Here is a 19,091-nt window from a genome sequence, read left to right as displayed (position 1 = left end):
GATGTCTCGCCGACCACCCGCCCCCGGGACCCGGCCGTCCCCCGCGAACGCCGACACCCTTACGCAGGATGCCGCGTTGACCGCTCGACCGTCGGCCATTCCCTCCTGAGCCCCGGCGTCTCCGTTCAGAAGGGAACGGTGATCATCGGCCGCTCCCGCGCAGCCACGGGACGTCCGCGACGACCGTGCGGGAGCCGGGCTCGATCTCGGTGAACCCGGCGTCCCTGACCACCGGCAGGCCGGAGGCGACCAGCGCGGCCCACGCGGCGGGATCGGCGGTCCGCACCGAGACCGCGAGGCCCTTGTCCCGCCACGCCCGCCTGGCGTCGTCCCCGCTCGCGTGCCAGGCGAGCTGGACGGCGTGCCCGGCCTGGGCCATGGCCTTGCCCGCCGACATCGTCAGCCCGGGGTTGAGCCACAGCACCACGTCCCCCGGCGGCCCCGGCTCGGCGGAGTCGGCGAGTTCGGTGCCGGACACCTGGAGCCTGGAGAGGTCCTTGGGCCAGCCGTCCAGCGGTACCGGCGGGTGGACGCGGACCTCGGCGGTGCCCGAGGTGACCGTGACACCGGGCAGGTCGAGCACCCGGCGCCACTCCGCCCCGCGCGCCCGCCGGACGACCTTCCTGAACCGGCTGCCGTCCCAGGCCCCCACGGCCTCGGCCCACTCGCCGCCGTCGAGGGCGCGCGGGTCGTCGAGCAGGGCCAGCACGGCCAGGGCCGCCGCCTCCAGGGCGTCGGTCCGCTCGGGCGGCGCGGAGCGCTCGATCCGCACCACGAGCGGGAGGACCCGCCTGTCCCGCTCCCGGTCCCTGTTTCCGCCGTCCCCGCCGTCCCCGCCGTCCCCGCCGACCCCGCCGACCTTGCCGACCTCGCCGCCCGTCACGCCCGTCGCCGCCGTCCCGCTCCCGGGTACCGCGCCCGGCCGCTCGGCGGCGGCGCCCGCCGTCCCGTGCTCCGCCCCTGCCTCGTCTGTCATGCCCGTCGGGCCCGTCGTGTCGTCCCCGGCCGCCGCGCGTCCGATCCGGTGCTTCCGTGTCCCGCGGCTCGCCCGCCTCGTTCTCTCACGCCTTCAAGGATGCCTGCTCCCCCGCGGTGGACTCCCCGGGGCCGGGCTTCCCGTCACCGGCCCTCCCCGCGACGGGCCTCCTGGTGATGGCGATCGACATGACGGCGGCGGCGAGGCAGAGGAAGCCCGCGGCGTACCAGGCCAGGTCGTAGGCGCCGAAGTGGTCGCGGGTGACTCCCGCGGCGACCGCGGCGATCGCGGCGCCGACCTGGTGGGAGGCGAAGACCCAGCCGAACACCACGGCCCCGTCCGGACCGTAGATCTGGCGGCACAGGGCGACGGTCGGCGGGACCGTGGCCACCCAGTCGAGGCCGTAGAAGATGACGAAGACGAGCATGCTGGGCTCGGCGGTCGCCCCGAACAGGCCGGGCAGCGCCATCAGGGACAGACCGCGCAGCGCGTAGTAGGCGCCGAGGAGGACGCGCGAGTCGACCCTGTCACTCAGCCAGCCGGACGCGACGGTGCCGACCACGTCGAAGATCCCGACCAGGGCGAGCAGCCCCGCGGCGACCGGCTCGGCCATGCCGTGGTCGTGGGCCGCGGGGATGAAGTGGGTGCCCACCAGGCCGTTGGTGCTCATCCCGCAGATCGCGAACCCTCCGGCGAGCAGCCAGAAGGGACGCGTACGCGCCGCGCTCCACAACACGCCGAGGGCGCGTGAGGCGGCGCCCCCGGCCCGTACCGGACGGGCGGCGGGGGGCGCGGCGGGATCGGCGCCCAGGGCGGTGGTGCCCACGTCCTCGGGCCGGTCGCGCAGCAGGAACCAGACCAGGGGGACCACGACGAGGGCGGCGACGGCGACCGTGACGGCGGCCGACCGCCAGCCCTGGTCGGCCGCCAGGTGGGCGAGGACGGGCAGGAAGACGAGCTGCCCGGTGGCGCCGCCCGCCGTGAGCACGCCGGTGACGAGGCCCCGGTGGCGGACGAACCAGCGTTCGGTGAGGGTGGCGGCGAAGACCAGGGCCATCGAGCCGGTACCGAGACCGACCAGCACGCCCCAGCAGAGGATGAGCTGCCAGGGGGCGTTCATCAGGATGGTGAGCCCGCTGCCCGCGGCGACCAGCAGCAGGGCGTACGTCACCACCCTGCGCATGCCGAAGCGGTCCATCAGCGCGGCGGCGAAGGGCGCGGTCAGCCCGTACAGCATGAGGTTGACCGAGACGGCGAGCGAGATCGTGCCCCGGGACCAGCCGAACTCCTCCTGGAGCGGTGTGATCAGCACGCCGGGCGTCGCCCGGAACCCCGCCGCGCCGAGGATGGCGACGAACGCGACTCCCGCCACGATCCAGGCGCGGTGCGGCGTTCGTCCGGGCGCCCGAGGGGTCGTTGTCATGCGCTCCATAATCGGGGGGCGGCCGCCGGGCCCACGAGTGGCCCGAGCGCCAATAACCGCAAGGATCAGGCCAGAACCCCCTCCCACGGCCGCGTTCGTGGCGCGCACCCGTGAGATCGTCATCTCACATACTGGGTGAATTCGCTCAAAGGTTATGTTTTTTCTATTCTCCTCATCTGAGGGTCTTGCGTCCGGCATGGTCACGGGGAGACGCGATGCCCGTCCGGGTCCCGCCCGGCCGCGAGAAGTGACGATGCTCGACCGGTACGGGGACAGACCGGGGACCGGGTGATCGAAGGGGTGGTGCCGTGTTCCACGCACGAAGGCCGGGAAGGTTCCTGGCACTGCTCGCGGGTGGCGCGCTCCTGCTGGGCGCCTGCGCGGACACCGGCCCTGCGGACGACCCCTCCGCCTCCGGCTCGGGGCCGGCCCTGCCGAGCGAGACCATCACCTACGCGTACGAGCAGGAGTTCCACTCCTACAACAACAACACCACCGCCGAGAACGCCACGCGCAACGCCGCCCCCCTGCAGCGGGTGCTGACGGGCTTCTGGTTCTACGGCGACAAGGGCGCGATCACCCCCGACAAGGACTTCGGGACGTACGAGAAGGTCTCCGACGACCCGCTGAGCGTCGAGTACACCATCAGCGACAAGGCGGTCTGGTCGGACGGCACCCCGATCGACTGCGACGACGTCATGCTGTGGTGGGCCTTCCGGTCCGGCAAGGTCAGGGGCTTCGCCTCCGCCGACACCACCGGCCTGCGGGACACCAGGGTCCCCGACTGCGAGAAGGGCGGCAGGAGGTTCACCCTGGTCTACGACAAGCCGTTCGCGGACTGGGTGGCCGGGGGGCCGGGGGCGACCGAGATGATGCCCGCCCACGTGATCGCCAGGCAGGACGGCCTGTCGGAGGAGGAGTTCATCGCGGCGGTCAGGAGGGGCGACTCCGGGCGGATCGAGAAGGGCGTCAAGTTCTTCAACGACGGCTGGGTCTCCGAGGGCAGGCTGCCCGACGCCGAGCTGATCCCGTCGTCGGGGCCGTACAAGCTCTCCAAGCTGGACGCCGGGCAGCGGCTCACCCTGGTCGCCAACGACAGGTGGTGGGGCACCCCGGCCGCGACCCCGACGATCGTCGAGCGCTTCATCACCCTCGACGAGCAGGCCCAGGCGCTGCAGAACCGCGAGGTCCAGATCGTCGAGCCGCAGCCGGGGCCCGACGTGCTCAGGCAGCTGCAGTCGCTGCGGGGCGTGGAGGTCGGCCTCTTCGAGAAGTACACCTACGAGCACCTGGACTTCAACTTCGACTCCAGCCCGTTCAGGGACAGGAGGCTGCGCGAGGCGTTCGCCAGATGTGTGCCCAGGCAGCTCATCGTCGACACCCTGATCGGGCCCGTCTCGCCCGCCGCCAAACCCCTGGAGGTGCGCACCGTGGCCCCGTTCCAGGCCAACAGCGCGGCGGTCGTCGCGGCCAGCGGCAGCGCGGGCGTGTACGCGCGGCAGGACATCGCGGGTGCCAGGGCGCTGCTGCGGAGGGCGGGCAAGACGGGCCTGGAGATCAACATCGGCTACCAGACCCCGAACCCGCGCCGTACCGCGGCGGTGCAGCTCATCATCGACGCCTGCAACAAGGCCGGTTTCAAGGTCGTCGACAAGGGCTCCGAGGACTTCCTCGGCACCGTGATGCCGACGAACGGCTACGACGTGGCCCTGTTCGCCTGGTCGGGATCCGCCCTGGTCAGCAACTGGGCCTCCAACTTCATCTCACCGGGAAAGTGCGACGCCCAGAACAAGGGCAACAACAACGGCTGCTACTCCAACCGGCAGGTCGACCGCCTCATCGCGAAGCTGAACTCGACGGTGGACCTGGCGGCTCAGAACCCGATCATCGGCGCGATCGAGAAGCGGCTCTGGAACGACCTGGCCACCATCCCGCTGTTCCAGCACCCGGGCCTCAGCGCGTGGGACGAGACGCTCCAGAACGTCGTCCCCAACCCCGCGCAGTCGACCATCACCTGGAACATGGACAAATGGAGCCTCTCGTAGCGGGTTCCGTATCTGACATCAGGTGACAGGTACGGTCGCCAGGATGGGCGCGAGACCCCGGAATTCCTCAAGGGAGCCAATATGCCTCGCGCCACCGGAACCTTCACCATCGACAGCTGGGACCCGCAGCCCTACGACGAGGCCGAGGGGGCCACGCTCTCCCGCGTCCACATCACCAAGACCTTCGACGGCGACCTGGCCGGGACCAGCGCCACCGACATCATCACGGCGATCGCCCGGGTCGAGACGTCGGCGGCCTACGTGGGCTTCGAGCGCTTCACCGGCACCGCGCACGGCCGCAAGGGCACCTTCGTGCTGCACCACTCGGCCACGAGCGACGCCGACGGGTCGGCGCTGAGCTGGACGATCCTTCCCGACTCCGGCACCGGCGAGCTGCTGGGCATCCGGGGCGGCGGCCAGATCGTCAACGACGACGGCGCCCACTCCTTCCACCTCGACTACGAACTGGACTGAGGACCACCCCGTACCGAGGACAGTCCCGCGCCGAGGACCGCCCCGCTCGTCGGGGATCGCCCCGCCCTGGGGACCGCCTCGCTCGTCAGGGACCGCCCCGCACTGGGGACCGCCCCTCGCCGACGACCGCCCCGCGCCGACGCCGGCAGGCGACGCGCGGGGCGACCGCCTCTCATCCCCGAGCCGGTCCTCCAACCGCCCACCAACCGCCTACCCGTCCGTCCGGCATCCGAGACCGGTGTCCACAACCCGGTACGCACCCCCTTACCCCGCCCCCCGCGGACCGACGCCCCCGTGGCATCCGCGCCCTCGCGCCCTCGCGCCCACCAGACCGGTGTCCACCCCCGGCGTCCGGGCCCGGCGCTCATGGCCCGGCATTCACGACACTCATGGCCCAGCACTCGCGACACTCACGGCCCGGCGTCCGCGGCCCGGCTTTCACCGGCGTTCTGACCTCTTGTCACATCTCGCGTCGAGCCAGTTGAGAAAGCTGCTTCCCAGCCGTTGACGCGCCTGTAGCACGTATGTAACATTTGGCCAACGTCATGCAAGAATATTGCAATCCCTTGTTCAGTTTCTTGCTATTCCTCGCAACTCTCCAGGGATGCACTGCGTCGTGCACCTGCCCCCCAATTACGTGTGCGGTGAAGGCGCAGCCTTCACGCCTCGGCCCTGCCGTGCCTGACGAGAGAAGAAGAGCGCGAATGAGAATGCTGTACAGACCGTTACGGCTGGTGGCGACCATGGTCGCTACCGGCTTACTCCTCATCGTGGGGTCGGTCGTCCCGGCCTCCGCCGCAGCCGGACCCAACCTGTCGCCCGGCAAGGCGACCCTGGCCAGCAGCTCCACGGGCGGGCAGGCGGTGTCCGCCATCAACGACGGAAACCAGTCCACCTACTGGGAGAGCGCCAACAACAGCTTCCCGCAGTGGGCGCGGATCGACCTCGGCACCGCCACGAGCGTCAACCAGATCGTCCTGAAGCTGCCCCCGCCGACCGTCTGGGAGACCCGCACCCAGACGCTCTCGGTCCAGGGCGGCGCCGACGGCAACACCTTCAGCACGGTCGTGGCATCGGCCAGCTACACGTTCAACCCGGCGACCGGCAACACGGTCACGATCGACTTCGGCGCCGCGACCCACCGCTACTGGCGAGTGAACATCACCGCCAACACCGGCTGGCCCGCCGCGCAGATCTCCGAGTTCGAGATCTACGGCTCCGGCACCGGCGGTGACACCCAGAACCCGTCGGCCCCCGGCGGCCTCTCCTACACCCAGCCGGCCACCGGCCAGATCAGGCTGGCCTGGAACGCCTCCACGGACAACGTGGGCGTCACCGGGTACGACATCTACGCCAACAACCAGCTGCGGGGCAGCGTCGGCAACGTGCTGACCTACACCGACAACCAGCCCGCGTCGGCGACCGTGACATACTTCGTGCGGGCCAAGGACGCGGCGGGCAACCAGTCGGCCAACAGCAACTCCGTGACCCGCACCGGCACCGGCGACCCCGGTTCCAACCTGGCGATCGGCAAGGAGATCGTCGCGTCGGGTCACGTGCACTCGTTCGTCGCCGCGAACGCGAACGACAACAACCTGGCCACCTACTGGGAGGCCAACTCCGGCGCGTTCCCGAACACGCTGACCGCCAAGCTCGGCGCCAACGCCGCCGTCAGCTCGGTCGTGGTGAAGCTCAACCCCGACTCCGCGTGGGGCACCCGTACGCAGAACATCCAGGTCCTGGGCCGTGAGCAGAACGCCACCGGCTACACCAACCTGGTGTCGGCGCAGAACTACACGTTCAACCCGGCCTCCGGCGGCAACTCGGCGACGATCACCTTCGGCGCCACCGTCGCCGACGTGCAGCTGAGGTTCACCAGCAACAGCGGCGCGCCCGGCGGCCAGGTCGCCGAGTTCCAGGTCTTCGGCGTCCCCGCGCCGAACCCCGACCTCACGGTCACGAACCTCTCGTGGACCCCGGCGTCCCCGAGCGAGGCCAGCGCCATCACGCTGTCGGCCACGGTCAGGAACGCGGGCAACGCCGCCGCCCCCGCGGACAGCGTCAACCTCAACCTCGACGGCACCGTCGTCGGCACCGTCGCCATCCCCGCCCTGGCCGCCAACGCCACGGCCACGGTGACCCACAACATCGGCACCCGCGGCGAGGGCAGCTACACGGTCAGCGCCAGGGTGGACGCGGACAACTCGGTCTTCGAGCAGAACGAGGGCAACAACACCCTCACCGCGTCGTCCCCGCTGGTGGTCGCCCAGGCCCCCGGACCGGACCTGCAGGTCCTCGGCGTCACCTCCAACCCGCAGAACCCGGCCGTCGGCGCGCCGGTCACGTTCACCGTCGCGGTGAAGAACCGGGGAACCGCCGCGTCGGGCGCGACCACGGTCACCCGCGTGGTGGTGGGCGGCACCACGCTCAACGGCAACACCGCGTCGATCGCGGCGGGCGCGACGGCCAACGTGGCCGTCAGCGGCAGCTGGACCGCCACCAGCGGCGGCGCCACCATCACCGCCACCGCCGACGCGACCAACACCGTCACCGAGACCAACGAGAACAACAACACGTTCTCGCAGTCGATCGTGGTCGGGCGCGGCGCGGCCGTCCCGTACGTCGAGTACGAGGCCGAGTCCGCCAGCTACCAGGGCACCCTGCTGGAGACCGACCCGCTGCGCACCTTCGGGCACACCAACTTCGCCACCGAGTCCTCGGGCCGCAAGTCGGTGCGGCTGAACAGCACCGGGCAGTTCGTCGAGTTCACCTCGACCAGCGCCGCCAACTCGATCGTGGTCCGCAACTCCATCCCCGACGCGGCGGGCGGCGGCGGCATCGAGGCCACCATCAGCCTCTACATCAACGGCACCTTCTCCAGGAAGCTGACCCTCTCGTCGCGCCACAGCTGGCTGTACGGGAACACCGACGGCCCCGAGGCGCTGTCGAACACCCCCCAGGGCGACGCCCGGCGGTTGTTCGACGAGTCGAACGCGCTGCTCTCGCAGAGCTACCCGGCCGGCACCAAGTTCAAGCTGCAGCGTGACGCGGGCGACACGGCCTCGTTCTACGTCATCGACCTGATCGACCTGGAGCAGGTGGCGCCGGCGGCGAGCCAGCCGGCCGGTTGCACCTCGATCACGAACTACGGCGCGGTGCCCAACGACGGTCTCGACGACACGGCCGCCATCCAGCGGGCGGTGACGGACGACCAGAACGGCGTCATCAGCTGCGTGTGGATCCCGGCGGGCCAGTGGCGTCAGGAGCAGAAGATCCTCACCGACGACCCGCTGAACCGGGGGCAGTTCAACCAGGTGGGCATCAGCAACGTCACGATCCGCGGCGCGGGCATGTGGCACTCCCAGCTGTACACCCTGACCGAGCCGCAGGACGTGGTGGGCGGCATCAACCACCCGCACGAGGGCAACTTCGGCTTCGACATCGACAGCAACACCCAGATCTCCGACATCGCCATCTTCGGCTCGGGCCGCATCCGCGGCGGAGACGGCAACGACGAGGGCGGCGTGGGCCTGAACGGCCGGTTCGGCCTGAACACCAAGATCACCAACGTGTGGATCGAGCACGCCAACGTGGGTGCCTGGGTCGGCCGCGACTACGACAACATCCCGGCCCTGTGGGGCCCCGGCGACAACCTGCTGTTCAGCGGCATGCGCATCCGCAACACCTACGCCGACGGCATCAACTTCACCAACGGCACGCGGAACTCGCGGGTGTTCAACTCCTCGTTCCGCAACACCGGTGACGACGCCCTCGCCATCTGGGCCAACCAGGCGGTGAAGGACCGGGTCGTCGACAACACGCACGACAACCACTTCGTCAACAACACCATCCAGCTGCCCTGGCGGGCGAACGGCATCGCGATCTACGGCGGTTACGACAACTCCGCCGAGAACAACCTGATCTACGACACCATGAACTACCCGGGCATCATGCTGGCGACCGACCACAGCCCCCTGCCCTTCTCGGGGACCACGGTGCTCGCCAACAACGGGCTGTACCGCACGGGTGGCGCCTTCTGGAACGAGGACCAGGAGTTCGGGGCGATCACGTTGTTCCCGCAGGCCAGCGACATCCCCGGAGTCACCATCCGTGACACCGACATCTCCGACTCGACCTACGACGGCATCCAGTTCAAGACGGGCGGCGGCAACATGCCGAACGTCGCGATCACCAACGTCAAGATCGACAAGTCCAACAACGGAGCCGGCATCCTGGCCATGAGCGGCGCCCGCGGCAACGCGATCCTGTCGAACGTGACCATCACGAACTCGGCCGACGGCAACATCGTGCGGCAGCCGGGAACGAGCTTCGTGATCACCGGCCAGTGATCCTTCCGGTCACCCCTCATCAGAGGTGACCGGAGCCTGAGAAACGACCGGCCATGCGGCGTGCTCCCCGGGAAACATCTGGGGAGCACGCTCATGGCCGGTCTCGTCGTACCCGGTGGATCCCACCGGGCGCCACGCTCCCCGCGCGGACGACGGGCGGCCTCGGGTGAGGGTCCCCCCGGCCCCGAGAAGCTCGCGCAGGGCGGCGGGAGCGTCCTCGGAGCGGAGGCGGCCGTCAGGCCGGCCGCCTGCGGGCGTCACCTCACGGGCTGGACGATCTCCGTCTCCCACGTCGCCGGGTCCGGACGCTCCCCCGGATCGGTCAGATACGTCTCCCAAGGCGCTCCCGCCGCGGACAGTCCCTGGTCACGCATCCACCTCTCGATCTCCTGGTAGGACTCGGGCAGGCTGTCGTAGGGTCCGCGATGGATGGTCGTCACAGCTCGCCCCGGCGGGATGACGAGCGCCTCGATCCCGTCGGTGGGTGCCGTCGACGGGGGTCCGGCGACGGTTATGCCACCCTCGACGACGAGCGATCCCATCCCGACCTCCGGATAGCGGGCGAACGGCGGCCCGGCGACGGCCAGTCCGTGCCGCTGGACGTAGTCGAACACCGCGGGCAGACTCTCGGCGAGCGCGGTCGCGATCTCGTCGCGGGTGACCCGGCGGCGCATCACGAGGGCATGGATGGTGGGCAGGTCTCGAACCGAGATGTCCAGGGGCACAGCGGGTTTCCTCTCGGTGATGCTGATGCGGTAGAGGCTGATGCAAGGTGCCGCCGAACTCACCGTCGAGGCGTGCACGGCGGCGACGCGCCTGCCGGCCACGTGCAACCCGCGGGCGCGGTAGCTCTGCGGGCTGCGGCCGAGGTGGCGGGTGAAGGTCCGGGTGAAGACCTCATGACTGCCGAATCCGTGGTCGAACGCGATCGCCGACACCCGACGGTCGCCGGCCACCAGTTCGCCCACGGCACGAGCCAGCCGGACCCGCGTCGTGTACGCCTTCGGCGTCTGGCCTGTCAGCCGCCGGAGCCGGCGGTGCAGGTCAAAACGCGACCGGTGCGCCCATCCCGCCAGGGCTGTCAGCGAGACGTCCTCACTCAGCCGGGAATTGACGACGGCGAGGAGCCGGAGCAGCTCGCGGGTTCGCAAAGACACAGTCGGAAGGTACCAATCAGGTGGCACCACCGCTTGACGGTTCTTGCGCCCGCGTCACGGCCCTGAACGCCGTCCCGGAGTGGAAGGCGCGGCCCCGGGAGGGAAAGGCCGCCGCCCCGGGGTGGAAGGCGCGGCGCGTCCGGCGCCACCCGGTACGGATGCCGAAATGAAAAACGGCCGGGCCGACGATGTCGGCCCGGCCAACGGCTCTGCCCCCGTCTGGGGTTCGAACAAGCCTTCCGTTGTGGAGCTATGGGGATTCGAACCCCAGACCTCCTCCATGCCATGGAGGCGCGCTACCAGCTGCGCCATAGCCCCTCGGGTGTAACCGATGCCCCCGGGCGGGCCCGGCGACCACGCCAGTGTATAGGAAATCACCCCGTACCCTGTAACCGCCGCGACGCCGACCAAGATCCGGCAACCGGACGGAACAGAAGGCTCGGCGCGGCTTCCCGGCCCGCCCCGCCGCCTCGCGCCCAAGATCCGGCAACCGGACCGGACCCGCGGCGGGGGCCGCCCACGGGGCCGGTCCGCGGAAACCGGCCCACCCGGCCACGGCGTGTACGGGCACCTACCTGAGCGACGCGGCCTTCTCGATCAACCCGGCGAGCTCGGTCACCGCCGGATCCTCGGTGGACGCGGCCAGGCGGGTGGCGTGGGAGGCGAGGTCGCCGGGCGCGGCTCCGGCCACCCGCTCCCCGGTACGGAGGAACTCCGCGAAGCCCGCGGCCACCACGTCGACCTGGAACCTCGGCGTGGTCCCCTCCCACGGTGAGTCCGCCAGGTCGCCCGCCTCCAGGGAACGGGCGGCCTCCGCGGGGTCGCGGGTGTCGGGATCCTGCCAGCGCACGGTGGCGGTGGCCAGCTGTCCCGACACCCCGCCGCGCAGCCTGACCTCGTACAGCGCCGTCACCGAGTGGCCGGGGCCGATCTCGCCGCCGTCCTTGCCGTCGTCCCGGAAGTCCTCGGTCGCGATCTGCCGGTTCTCGTAGCCGATCAGGCGGTAGGACTCCACCACCGAGGGGTTGAACACGACCTGCGCCTTGGCGTCGCGGGCGCGCAGGTCGAGGTTGGTGGCGAGCTGCTCGACGAAGACCTTGCGCGCGTCGTCGACGGAGCTGACGTAGACGGCGGCGCCGTCGCCGTTGTCGGCGAGCTGCTCCATCAGCTGGTCGCCGTAGTCGCGGCCGACGCCGACACACAGCAGGGTGATCTTCTTGCCCGCGGCGTCCGCGACCCGGTCGAGGATGCCCTGCCAGGTGATGTCGCCGGTGTTGGCCAGGCCGTCGGAGAGCAGGATGACGCGGTTGACGGCCACCGGCCGGAAGGCGGCCGCGGCCTCGGCGTAGCCGCTGGTCAGCCCCGCCTCCAGGTTCGTCGACTGCTGGGTGGCGAGGCGTTCGACGGCGGCGTGCAGCCTGTCCCTGTCGGTCGCCGGGGTCATGGAGAGGACGACGTCCGCCTCGTCGCTGAAGGCCACGAGGGAGACGTGGTCGCCGGGCCCGAGCTGGTCGACGAGCTTGTGCAGGGCCTCCCTGACCAGGTCGAGCCTGCCGGCCTCGCTCATCGAGCCGGACACGTCCACCACGAAGGTGAGGTTCGCCGGGCGCCGGGCCTCCGCGCTCGCCCTCCGGGTCTGCAGGCCGACGCGGAGCAGCGCGGTGCCGTTCCCCGGCGTACGGGCGCCGTCCATGTGCACGGTGAAACCGTCGTCATCGGGCTCCGCGTAGTCCTGCTTGAAGGAGTTGACGAACTCCTCCGGCCTGACCTGGCCCGCCTCCGGCAGCCCGCCCTCGTCGAGGATCCGTTTGCTGTAGCCGTACGAGGCGGTGTCCACGTCGAGGGCGAAGGTGGAGATCTGCTCGGCGGAGGTGTCGCGCCGCCGGGTGGCCTCTGCCTGAGACTCCTCGCTCCCGGGGGTGGCCCGGGCCTTGCTCTCGTTCCCGGCCTCGTTCCCGGTCTTGGCGGTGTCGTCCCCGGCCTCGGGCGGGCGGCCGTCCGGGGGCATGGACGGGACCGCCTTCCCGGATTCGGGCATCGGCTGGCTGGCGGGCGCGCCGCCCTCCGAACCGCCGCAGGCGGCGGCGAACATCAGGGCGAACAGGGCGAGCACGGCGAGGGCAATGGCGAGCGGACGTGACTTCATGTCGCCTCCTGGGATGCGGGTCATCCCCTACGACGACTCCTCCCGCCGGTCCGCCGGGAGCTTGACCCAAGCGAGCGCAAACCGTGTTCGACGCGTGATCAGGGTTTCAGCGTTTCCACGCCGGGTCCCGCCCGCTCAGCCCGAGCGCCCGCTCGAACGGCGAGGCGTCCTCCGCCACGGGCACCTCCTCCCCGAAGACCCCCATCCGCCGTCCCTGCGACGCCATCCCCGCGACGAAGGCGGCCACGGCCTCGCCGGTCTCGGCGTCCACCGTGTAGTCCTGGCCGGTGGCCCTGGCCAGGTCCCAGCCGTGGATCACCATGTCGCCCAGCACCAGCTGCCGCACCATGGCCATGGGCATCCCCAGCGTGGGGCTGGTCCCCTCGGTCACCCCGGGCGCGGACCAGGCGGCGAGCACCGCGTCGGCCCGCTCCGCGAAGGGGGCGTGGTCGGCGTCCTGCGGCGGCGGCTGCTCGCGGCGGGCCAGCGCCTCGAACATCGCGGCCGTCCAGGCCAGATGGCCGAGCAGCTCCCGTACGTCGAAGCCGTCGCAGGGGGTGGGCAGGCCCAGCTGGTCGTCGCGGACGCCGCGGACGACGGCCGCCGTGCCGGTGACGGCGCGTGACAACATCTCGTTCATGACGGCCATGCTGTCGGCCGGACTCACAGCTGTCTTGAAAAAACGCGACATAGGATCCTGCACCATGTGCGTGTACCTCGGCCTCGCGGCCAAACGTCCGGGAGCCGGAATACCGGGGGCGATGCCGCACACCGTCAGGGGCGCGATCGACAGCGCGTTCCCCGTACCGCCCGAGGTCATCAGGTCCCGGGAGTGGCACCGTCCCGGCGTCTCCGTGTTCGCCTGGACCAACGAGCCGGACGACTCGCGGCGGCCTCCCCTGCTGGAGACCGGGCACGACCGGGTGACCGGGGTGAACGGCTACCTGGCCGCGCCGGACGACGTGAACCGGCTCGCGGCCATGCCCGCCCTGGACATCGAGGCGGTCGGCGGGTGCTTCTCCGCGTTCCGGGCGACCGAGGACGAGCTGTCGGCCGCCACCGCGATCCACAGGGTCTGCCCGGTCTACTACGCCGAGACCCCCGACGTGCACGTGATCGGCAGCCGGGCGCTGCTGGTCCACCTCGCGGGCGGCGGCGACCGGGTCGAGTGGGACGTGCTCGCGCTGCAGTCGATGGTCAGGCAGGGATACTTCCTGTCGGACGAGACGCCCTACCGCGGGGTGACCGCGCTGCCGCCGTCCTCGTCGGTGACCGTCAGGGGCGGCCGGCGTACGGTCACCACGACCCCGCTCCCCTCCGCCGTGCCCGCGCCCACGTCGCGCAGGGGGAGGAAGGAGCTGGTCGGCGAGCTGGCGAGCGCGCTGCTGGCGACGGTGGAGCCGCTGCGCGCGGCCGGGGAGCCGGTGAACCTGGCCCTCACCGGCGGCAGGGACAGCCGCCTGATCGCCGCGACGCTGCACGCGGCCGGTGTCCCGCTGCGCGCGACCACCAACGGCCTCGACACCCACCCCGACGTGATCATCGCCGGGCGGGTCGCCCGCGCGCTCCGCGTCGAGCACACCGTCATCCCCCCGGCACGCGCCGGGAACGCCGGGAACGCCGGGAACATCGGGAACATCGGGAACGCCGGGAAGAAGGACTCGATCGTCGTCGAGCACCCCCTCGCGCGGGCCTACGAGACGCTGCGCGCCTGCGAGGGCATGACGTCGGCGTACGAGTCGATCGTCGGCTACCTCCCCTACAGCGCCAAACCCACCATGTCCGGACAGAGCGGGGAGATCCTGCGGGCCGGGGGCCTGCTGCTGCTCCAGACCGACCTGACGGAGAAGGCGCTGCGCCGCCGGGTGGAAGTGACCTTCCTGCGGGACCCGGGGCTGTTCACCGAGGAGGCCGACGAGCACGCCCGCGAGCTGGCAAGGCCCTGGCGGGAGCGGGCTCCGCTGGAGGCGCTCGACCACATGTACGTCTCCTACAAGGTCGGCCGCTGGCACGCGGGGGCACGAGCGGGCGCGCTGCGCAGGGGCGACCAGATCTGGCCGTTCCTCGACAACCGGGTGGTCCGCGCCGCGCTGGGCCTCGACCAGACCTGGCGGCTGTCGGAGGAGGTCATCTACGAGCTGCTCGGAGTCCTGGCCCCCTCGCTCAGGGACATCCCGGTCGAGGGCAAGCCGTGGCGGTTCAGCGTCGGGAGGCGCTACTACCCCTGGCAGCGCAGGCCGCGGGTGCTGACCGCGCCGAAGACCGGCGGGGGTGGCTGGAACTGGCGGACCAGCCCCGGCGAGGAACTGACCGGCCTGATCCGCGACCACGTCCTCGGCCGCCTGGACCTGCTGGCGCCCATCGTCAGGCCCGACGAGGTACGCAGGCTGTTCGCCGAGCCCGTCCTGAAGAAGCCCAACCAGGCCTGGCACCTCTGCACCGTGGCCACCATGCTGGGCGGCGACTATCCGGGCAAGGAGCCTCAGGGCCTGCCGAGGGTCCACATCCCCATCCCGTCGTGAGCCGCCCGTCCGGCCCCGGAGCGAGGGCCTCCCTCGGCGGGGTGGGTGCCTCTGGCGGGGCGGAGACCTTCCGCACCAGGACGGGAGGCTCCGTCGATGGGACAGGGGTCTCCTTCGGTAAGACGGGGTCCTCCTTCGGTAAGACGGGGTCCTCCTTTGGCGAGGCGGGGGTCTCCCTCGGTGAGGCGGGGTCCTCCTTTGGCGGGACGGGGGTGCCCGCCGACGACACCCGGGGCATCCTGAACTTCGGGGCCGCCAGATTCCGCTACGGGCGCCACGCGTGCCACCCGGCCCTCGCCCCCTTCGTCGAGCACCACTGGATCGTCCGATGGGAGCTGGCCGAACCGTACGAGCAGCGGATCGTGTCCCACCCGTCGGTGAACCTGGTCTTCCACGAGCACGGTTCCCGCGTGGCCGGGGTCATCACCGGCGACTACCTGGAGGTCCTGACCGGCACCGGGGTCGTGATCGGCACCCGCTTCCGGCCCGCCGGTTTCCGTCCCTTCCTCGGCGCCCCGCTCTCCACGATCACCGACCTCCTCACCCCGGTTTCCCAGATCTTCGGCCCGGAGGCCGACGCGGTGGCCGCTGCCGTACTGGCCGCCTCCTCCGCCTCCGACAAGGAGGCCCTGCGGGTGCTGGAGGAGTTCCTGCTCGCGCGGCTCCCCGCCCGCGATCCCGTCGCCGAGCGGGCGGCGGACCTCGTCGCGAGCGTGCTCGCCGACCCGGCCGTCGTCCGTGTCGACGACCTGGCCGCCCTGCACGGGCTGAGCGTGAGGCACCTGCAGCGGCTGTTCAGCGACTATGTCGGCGTCTCCCCCAAGTGGGTGATCCGCCGCTACCGCATCCACGAGGCCGCCGAACGGGCCGGGCCCGCCACCGACTGGTCGCGGCTGGCCGTCGATCTCGGCTACAGCGACCAGTCCCACTTCACCCGCGACTTCACCGCCGTGATCGGCATGTCCCCCACCGCGTACGCCCGCCGCCTGGCGGGGTGACGTCAGCAGGCGCAGGCGATGCCGGAGACCGGCGCGGTCAGGGCGTCGACGGGACGGCGGGACACGCCCGCGTCGGTCTCGACGGGGAAGCCCTCCCTGGCCCAGTACTCGAAGCCGCCGAGCATCTCCTTGACCGGGTGACCGAGCCGGGCGAACTCCAGCGCGGCCCGGGTGGCGCCGTTGCACCCCGGTCCCCAGCAGTAGGTCACCACGGTCACCCCCGCGGGGACGACCGAGCGGGCGCGGGCGGCGATCAGCGCGGTGGGCAGGTGGACGGCTCCCCGGACGTGGCCCTGGTCCCAGCTCTCCCGGCTACGGGAGTCGACCACGACGATGTCCGTGGCCCCGGCGGCCAGGTCGGCGGCGACGTCGGACACGTCGGTCTCGAACGCCAGCCTCGCGGCGAAGTGCGCCAGCGCGTCGGCGTTGCCCGCCGCCGGTACCGCGGTGACGGCGTAGGAGGAACAAGTGTTGACAGACATGTGTGGCCTTTCAGGTAGCGGTGGCGAGGGCCGTGGGGGGCGACGGTGCCGCCGCGACGCCCGGACCGAGCGCCGACGCCGGCCGCGACGCCCCACACGGGCGGACGGTGCCGGTGGCGATACCCGATACGGGTAACGGAACCGGTCACGATGCCCGACACGAGTGACGGCGCTGGTCACGACGCGCCCTCCACGGGTGCTGCGGCCGGTCGCGACGCGCCTTCCACGAGTGCCAGGGCCGGTCGCGATGTGCCCTCCAGGGTTGTTGTGGCCGGTCGCGATGCCCGACATGGGCAATGGTGCCGGTCGCGATGCCAGGCCCGATAGTGGCACGAATGCCGCTTATCGTTAATATCGTGCCATGTTCGTCCCGCCGCCGGTGCCCCGCACCACGCGCCCCACCGTCTCCGTGCTCGCCTTCGACGGCATGTCCCCCTTCGAGCTGGGCTGCGTGGTCGAGATCTTCGGCATCGCCCGCCCCGAACTGGAGGTCCCCTGGTACGAGTTGTCGGTCTGCGCCGAGAGCCCCGCCGACCTGCGGGTCACGGGAGGGTTCACGATGCGGGCGGAGCACGGTCTCGACGTGCTGACGGCCGCGGACACGGTGATCGTGCCCGGGGTGGCGGACGTCCACGGAGAGGTGTCCCGCGAGGTGGTCACGGCACTGCGGCTGGCCCGCGACCGGGGGTCGCGGATCGTGTCCATCTGCTCGGGAGCGTTCGCGCTGGCCGCCGCGGGACTGCTGGACGACAGGGAGGCGACGACGCACTGGAGGTACGCCGACCTGCTCCAGCGGAGGTTCCCGCGGGTCAAAGTCGATCCGGACGTGCTCTACGTGGACGGTGAGGACGTGCTGACCAGCGCGGGCAGCGCGGCGGGGCTGGATCTGCTGATCCATCTGGTGCGCAAGGACCACGGGCCGGGCGTGGCCAACGAGGTCGCGCGAAGACTCGTCATCCCCCCGCACCGGGACGGGGGGCAGGCGCAGTTCGTCCAGGCCGCGGTCACCCCGGTGGAGGACGGTGTCGCCATGGCGGCCGCGATGACCTGGGCGCTGGAACACCTCGCCGAACCCATCACGATCGCCGCCCTCGCCGAGGCCGCGCACATGTCCCGGCGTACGTTCATCAGGCACTTCGGGAGGCAGACCGGAACGAGCCCGCTGCGGTGGGTGATCTCCCAGCGGATCACGGCCAGTCTGGCGATGCTGGAGTCCACCTCCGTGCCGGTGGAGGAGATCGCGTCCGCGGTGGGCTTCGACAGCGCGGCGACCTTCCGCCACCACTTCACCCGCGCGATGCGCACCTCCCCCTCGGCCTACCGGCGGGCCTTCCGCGCCCCGGCACCGTCCGGCCACGAGAGCTCACACGGATCCGGGCACCGGACCGGGCGGGCGAATCCAGCCCCCGAACTTCAGCGCGAAACAAGCCGTTAGCGTAATTTACCCTTTATCTTATCGTGGTTCACTTATCCGACTAATCACGAAAACGGCGTCATTAAGATTTTATGCATAGACCCAAATCTGCGGAATGCAAAGAAACGCGCACCCTCCATCAAGCTTCCATTCCGGATTCGGAGCACACTTCTCCCGCCTATCTCCCGGACGCCCCAAGAATGGCCGTACAGCGTTTTCTCTCAATAGGAGGGGAGAGACAACGCACGTGTCTACTTTCATGAAACGGACCCTTGCGGGCGGCGCGCTCGCCGGGGCCGTCCTTCTTTTGCACTCCCCTGTCCCAGTTTCGGCCGATTCGCAACTTCAAATATCGGCACAAGCTCGCCACGACGAGATCCGGTCCATCGGAAGCACCCAGGGCGACCCCTGCCCTACGGTGCTTTCCAGCATTTGCACGAACTTCATTTCCCTGCCTACGGTGATCCGCAGCAGGGACGTCGTAGCCACCGGAACCATCATCCACCACGGGTTGCGTCCGACCGCAAATGATGCGATTTACCTTCCGTTGTGCAGGTGGCTGGGGCTGCCCAGCTTCCTCTGCCGGATCCCTGACGGGATTCAGGGCCCTCCGGGCCCCGCGGGACCGGCAGGTCCTGCAGGTCCCAGGGGGCCGGTGGGCCCGGTGGGCCCCCGAGGTCCCGTAGGCCCAGCCGGGGCCGATGGCACCGACGGCGCACCCGGACCCGAGGGACCCAGAGGACCGGCAGGACCCAGGGGACCGGCAGGACTCCCCGGACCCGCAGGACCCGCAGGGCCGGAAGGACCCGCAGGCACTGACGGTGTGCCCGGACCCGCAGGACCCGCAGGACCTGCAGGACCCGCTGGGGCCGACGGCGCACCCGGGCCTGAAGGACCCGAGGGGCCGGCAGGACCCGAAGGACCAACCGGACCGGCAGGACCGGCAGGCGCTGACGGCGCACCGGGAGCTGACGGAGCACCCGGACCCGAAGGACCCGCAGGACCCGCAGGCGCCGACGGAGCACCCGGACCGGAAGGACCCGCAGGACCTGAAGGACCGGCAGGACCCGCAGGCGCCGACGGAGCACCGGGAGCTGACGGAGCA

The 19,091-nt window shown here is 71.0% G+C and carries 12 protein-coding genes, 1 tRNA gene and 1 pseudogene; 7 read left to right on the top strand and 7 right to left on the bottom strand.

Annotated elements, in window-relative coordinates; all coding sequences use genetic code 11:
* Positions 1-142: 142 nt before the first annotated feature.
* Both ACSC1Q_RS39430 and ACSC1Q_RS39425 read right to left on the bottom strand, forming a co-directional pair.
* Entirely contained in the window at positions 143-976 is an 834-nt protein-coding gene (locus ACSC1Q_RS39430; protein ID WP_436763850.1) for a peptidyl-tRNA hydrolase, read from the bottom strand.
* A gap of 85 nt (positions 977-1,061) precedes the next feature.
* Complete coding sequence (locus tag ACSC1Q_RS39425; protein ID WP_436763849.1) at positions 1,062-2,399, bottom strand: MFS transporter; 1,338 nt, start codon at positions 2,397-2,399, stop codon at positions 1,062-1,064.
* 308 nt (positions 2,400-2,707) lie between these two features.
* On the opposite strand from ACSC1Q_RS39425, the gene ACSC1Q_RS39420 reads away from it, so the two are divergent.
* From ACSC1Q_RS39420 to ACSC1Q_RS39410, 3 genes are all read left to right on the top strand, one after another.
* Positions 2,708-4,444: an ABC transporter family substrate-binding protein gene (locus ACSC1Q_RS39420; protein ID WP_436763848.1), complete on the top strand. Its 1,737-nt coding sequence runs from the start codon at positions 2,708-2,710 to the stop codon at positions 4,442-4,444.
* A gap of 81 nt (positions 4,445-4,525) precedes the next feature.
* Positions 4,526-4,918 carry a DUF3224 domain-containing protein gene (locus ACSC1Q_RS39415; RefSeq protein ID WP_436763847.1) on the top strand — a complete coding sequence of 131 codons (393 nt, stop codon included), beginning with the start codon at positions 4,526-4,528 and terminating at the stop codon, positions 4,916-4,918.
* 704 nt (positions 4,919-5,622) lie between these two features.
* Complete coding sequence (locus ACSC1Q_RS39410) at positions 5,623-9,267, top strand: CARDB domain-containing protein (RefSeq protein WP_436763846.1); 3,645 nt, start codon at positions 5,623-5,625, stop codon at positions 9,265-9,267.
* A 257-nt stretch (positions 9,268-9,524) separates the two neighbouring features.
* Here ACSC1Q_RS39410 and ACSC1Q_RS39405 read toward each other — a convergent pair whose 3' ends face one another.
* The 4 genes from ACSC1Q_RS39405 to ACSC1Q_RS39390 form a co-directional block, all read right to left on the bottom strand.
* On the bottom strand, positions 9,525-10,424 hold the full coding sequence (locus ACSC1Q_RS39405; protein WP_436763845.1) for a helix-turn-helix domain-containing protein: 900 nt from the start codon (positions 10,422-10,424) through the stop codon (positions 9,525-9,527).
* A 245-nt stretch (positions 10,425-10,669) separates the two neighbouring features.
* Positions 10,670-10,742, bottom strand: a tRNA-Ala gene (locus tag ACSC1Q_RS39400).
* Between the two features lie 253 nt (positions 10,743-10,995).
* Positions 10,996-12,570, bottom strand: a complete 1,575-nt coding sequence (locus ACSC1Q_RS39395; RefSeq protein WP_436763844.1) for a vWA domain-containing protein — start codon at positions 12,568-12,570, stop codon at positions 10,996-10,998.
* 106 nt (positions 12,571-12,676) lie between these two features.
* Positions 12,677-13,210, bottom strand: coding sequence for a TIGR03086 family metal-binding protein (locus ACSC1Q_RS39390; protein ID WP_436763843.1), 534 nt, complete (start codon positions 13,208-13,210; stop codon positions 12,677-12,679).
* Between the two features lie 121 nt (positions 13,211-13,331).
* Between ACSC1Q_RS39390 and ACSC1Q_RS39385 the strand changes: the two genes are divergently transcribed.
* Positions 13,332-15,092: an asparagine synthase-related protein gene (locus ACSC1Q_RS39385; protein WP_436763842.1), complete on the top strand. Its 1,761-nt coding sequence runs from the start codon at positions 13,332-13,334 to the stop codon at positions 15,090-15,092.
* A 212-nt stretch (positions 15,093-15,304) separates the two neighbouring features.
* Complete coding sequence (locus ACSC1Q_RS39380; RefSeq protein ID WP_436763841.1) at positions 15,305-16,090, top strand: DUF6597 domain-containing transcriptional factor; 786 nt, start codon at positions 15,305-15,307, stop codon at positions 16,088-16,090.
* Positions 16,091-16,092: 2 nt separating this feature from the next.
* Here the strand turns inward: ACSC1Q_RS39380 and ACSC1Q_RS39375 are convergent, their stop codons facing one another.
* The gene (locus ACSC1Q_RS39375; RefSeq protein ID WP_436763840.1) at positions 16,093-16,572 is read right to left on the bottom strand and encodes a rhodanese-like domain-containing protein; all 480 of its coding nucleotides are present in this window, start codon (positions 16,570-16,572) and stop codon (positions 16,093-16,095) included.
* A gap of 361 nt (positions 16,573-16,933) precedes the next feature.
* Here ACSC1Q_RS39375 and ACSC1Q_RS39370 point away from each other — a divergent pair, with 361 nt between their 5' ends.
* Both ACSC1Q_RS39370 and ACSC1Q_RS39365 read left to right on the top strand, forming a co-directional pair.
* A complete protein-coding gene (locus tag ACSC1Q_RS39370) occupies positions 16,934-18,007 on the top strand; it encodes a helix-turn-helix domain-containing protein (protein WP_436763839.1) in 1,074 nt (357 codons plus the stop codon).
* Positions 18,008-18,687: 680 nt separating this feature from the next.
* A pseudogene (locus ACSC1Q_RS39365) lies at positions 18,688-19,091 on the top strand (hypothetical protein); the annotation flags it as partial.

This window comes from Streptosporangium heterodermiicola (assembly GCF_051390675.1).
In the GTDB taxonomy this organism is placed as follows: Bacteria; Actinomycetota; Actinomycetes; order Streptosporangiales; family Streptosporangiaceae; genus Streptosporangium.
Note: the sequence above shows the minus strand (reverse complement) of the source record. Positions and strands in the feature narration are given on the sequence as shown.

Excerpts from the sequence above, each read along its gene's own strand:
- ACSC1Q_RS39375 (WP_436763840.1), bottom strand. The coding sequence starts at position 16,572 with ATGTCTGTCAACACTTGTTCCTCCTACGCCGTCACCGCGGTACCGGCG.
- ACSC1Q_RS39390 (WP_436763843.1), bottom strand. The coding sequence starts at position 13,210 with ATGAACGAGATGTTGTCACGCGCCGTCACCGGCACGGCGGCCGTCGTC.
- ACSC1Q_RS39370 (WP_436763839.1), top strand. The coding sequence starts at position 16,934 with ATGTTCGTCCCGCCGCCGGTGCCCCGCACCACGCGCCCCACCGTCTCC.
- ACSC1Q_RS39425 (WP_436763849.1), bottom strand. The coding sequence starts at position 2,399 with ATGACAACGACCCCTCGGGCGCCCGGACGAACGCCGCACCGCGCCTGG.
- ACSC1Q_RS39415 (WP_436763847.1), top strand. The coding sequence starts at position 4,526 with ATGCCTCGCGCCACCGGAACCTTCACCATCGACAGCTGGGACCCGCAG.
- ACSC1Q_RS39410 (WP_436763846.1), top strand. The coding sequence starts at position 5,623 with ATGAGAATGCTGTACAGACCGTTACGGCTGGTGGCGACCATGGTCGCT.
- ACSC1Q_RS39385 (WP_436763842.1), top strand. The coding sequence starts at position 13,332 with ATGCCGCACACCGTCAGGGGCGCGATCGACAGCGCGTTCCCCGTACCG.
- ACSC1Q_RS39395 (WP_436763844.1), bottom strand. The coding sequence starts at position 12,570 with ATGAAGTCACGTCCGCTCGCCATTGCCCTCGCCGTGCTCGCCCTGTTC.
- ACSC1Q_RS39430 (WP_436763850.1), bottom strand. The coding sequence starts at position 976 with ATGACAGACGAGGCAGGGGCGGAGCACGGGACGGCGGGCGCCGCCGCC.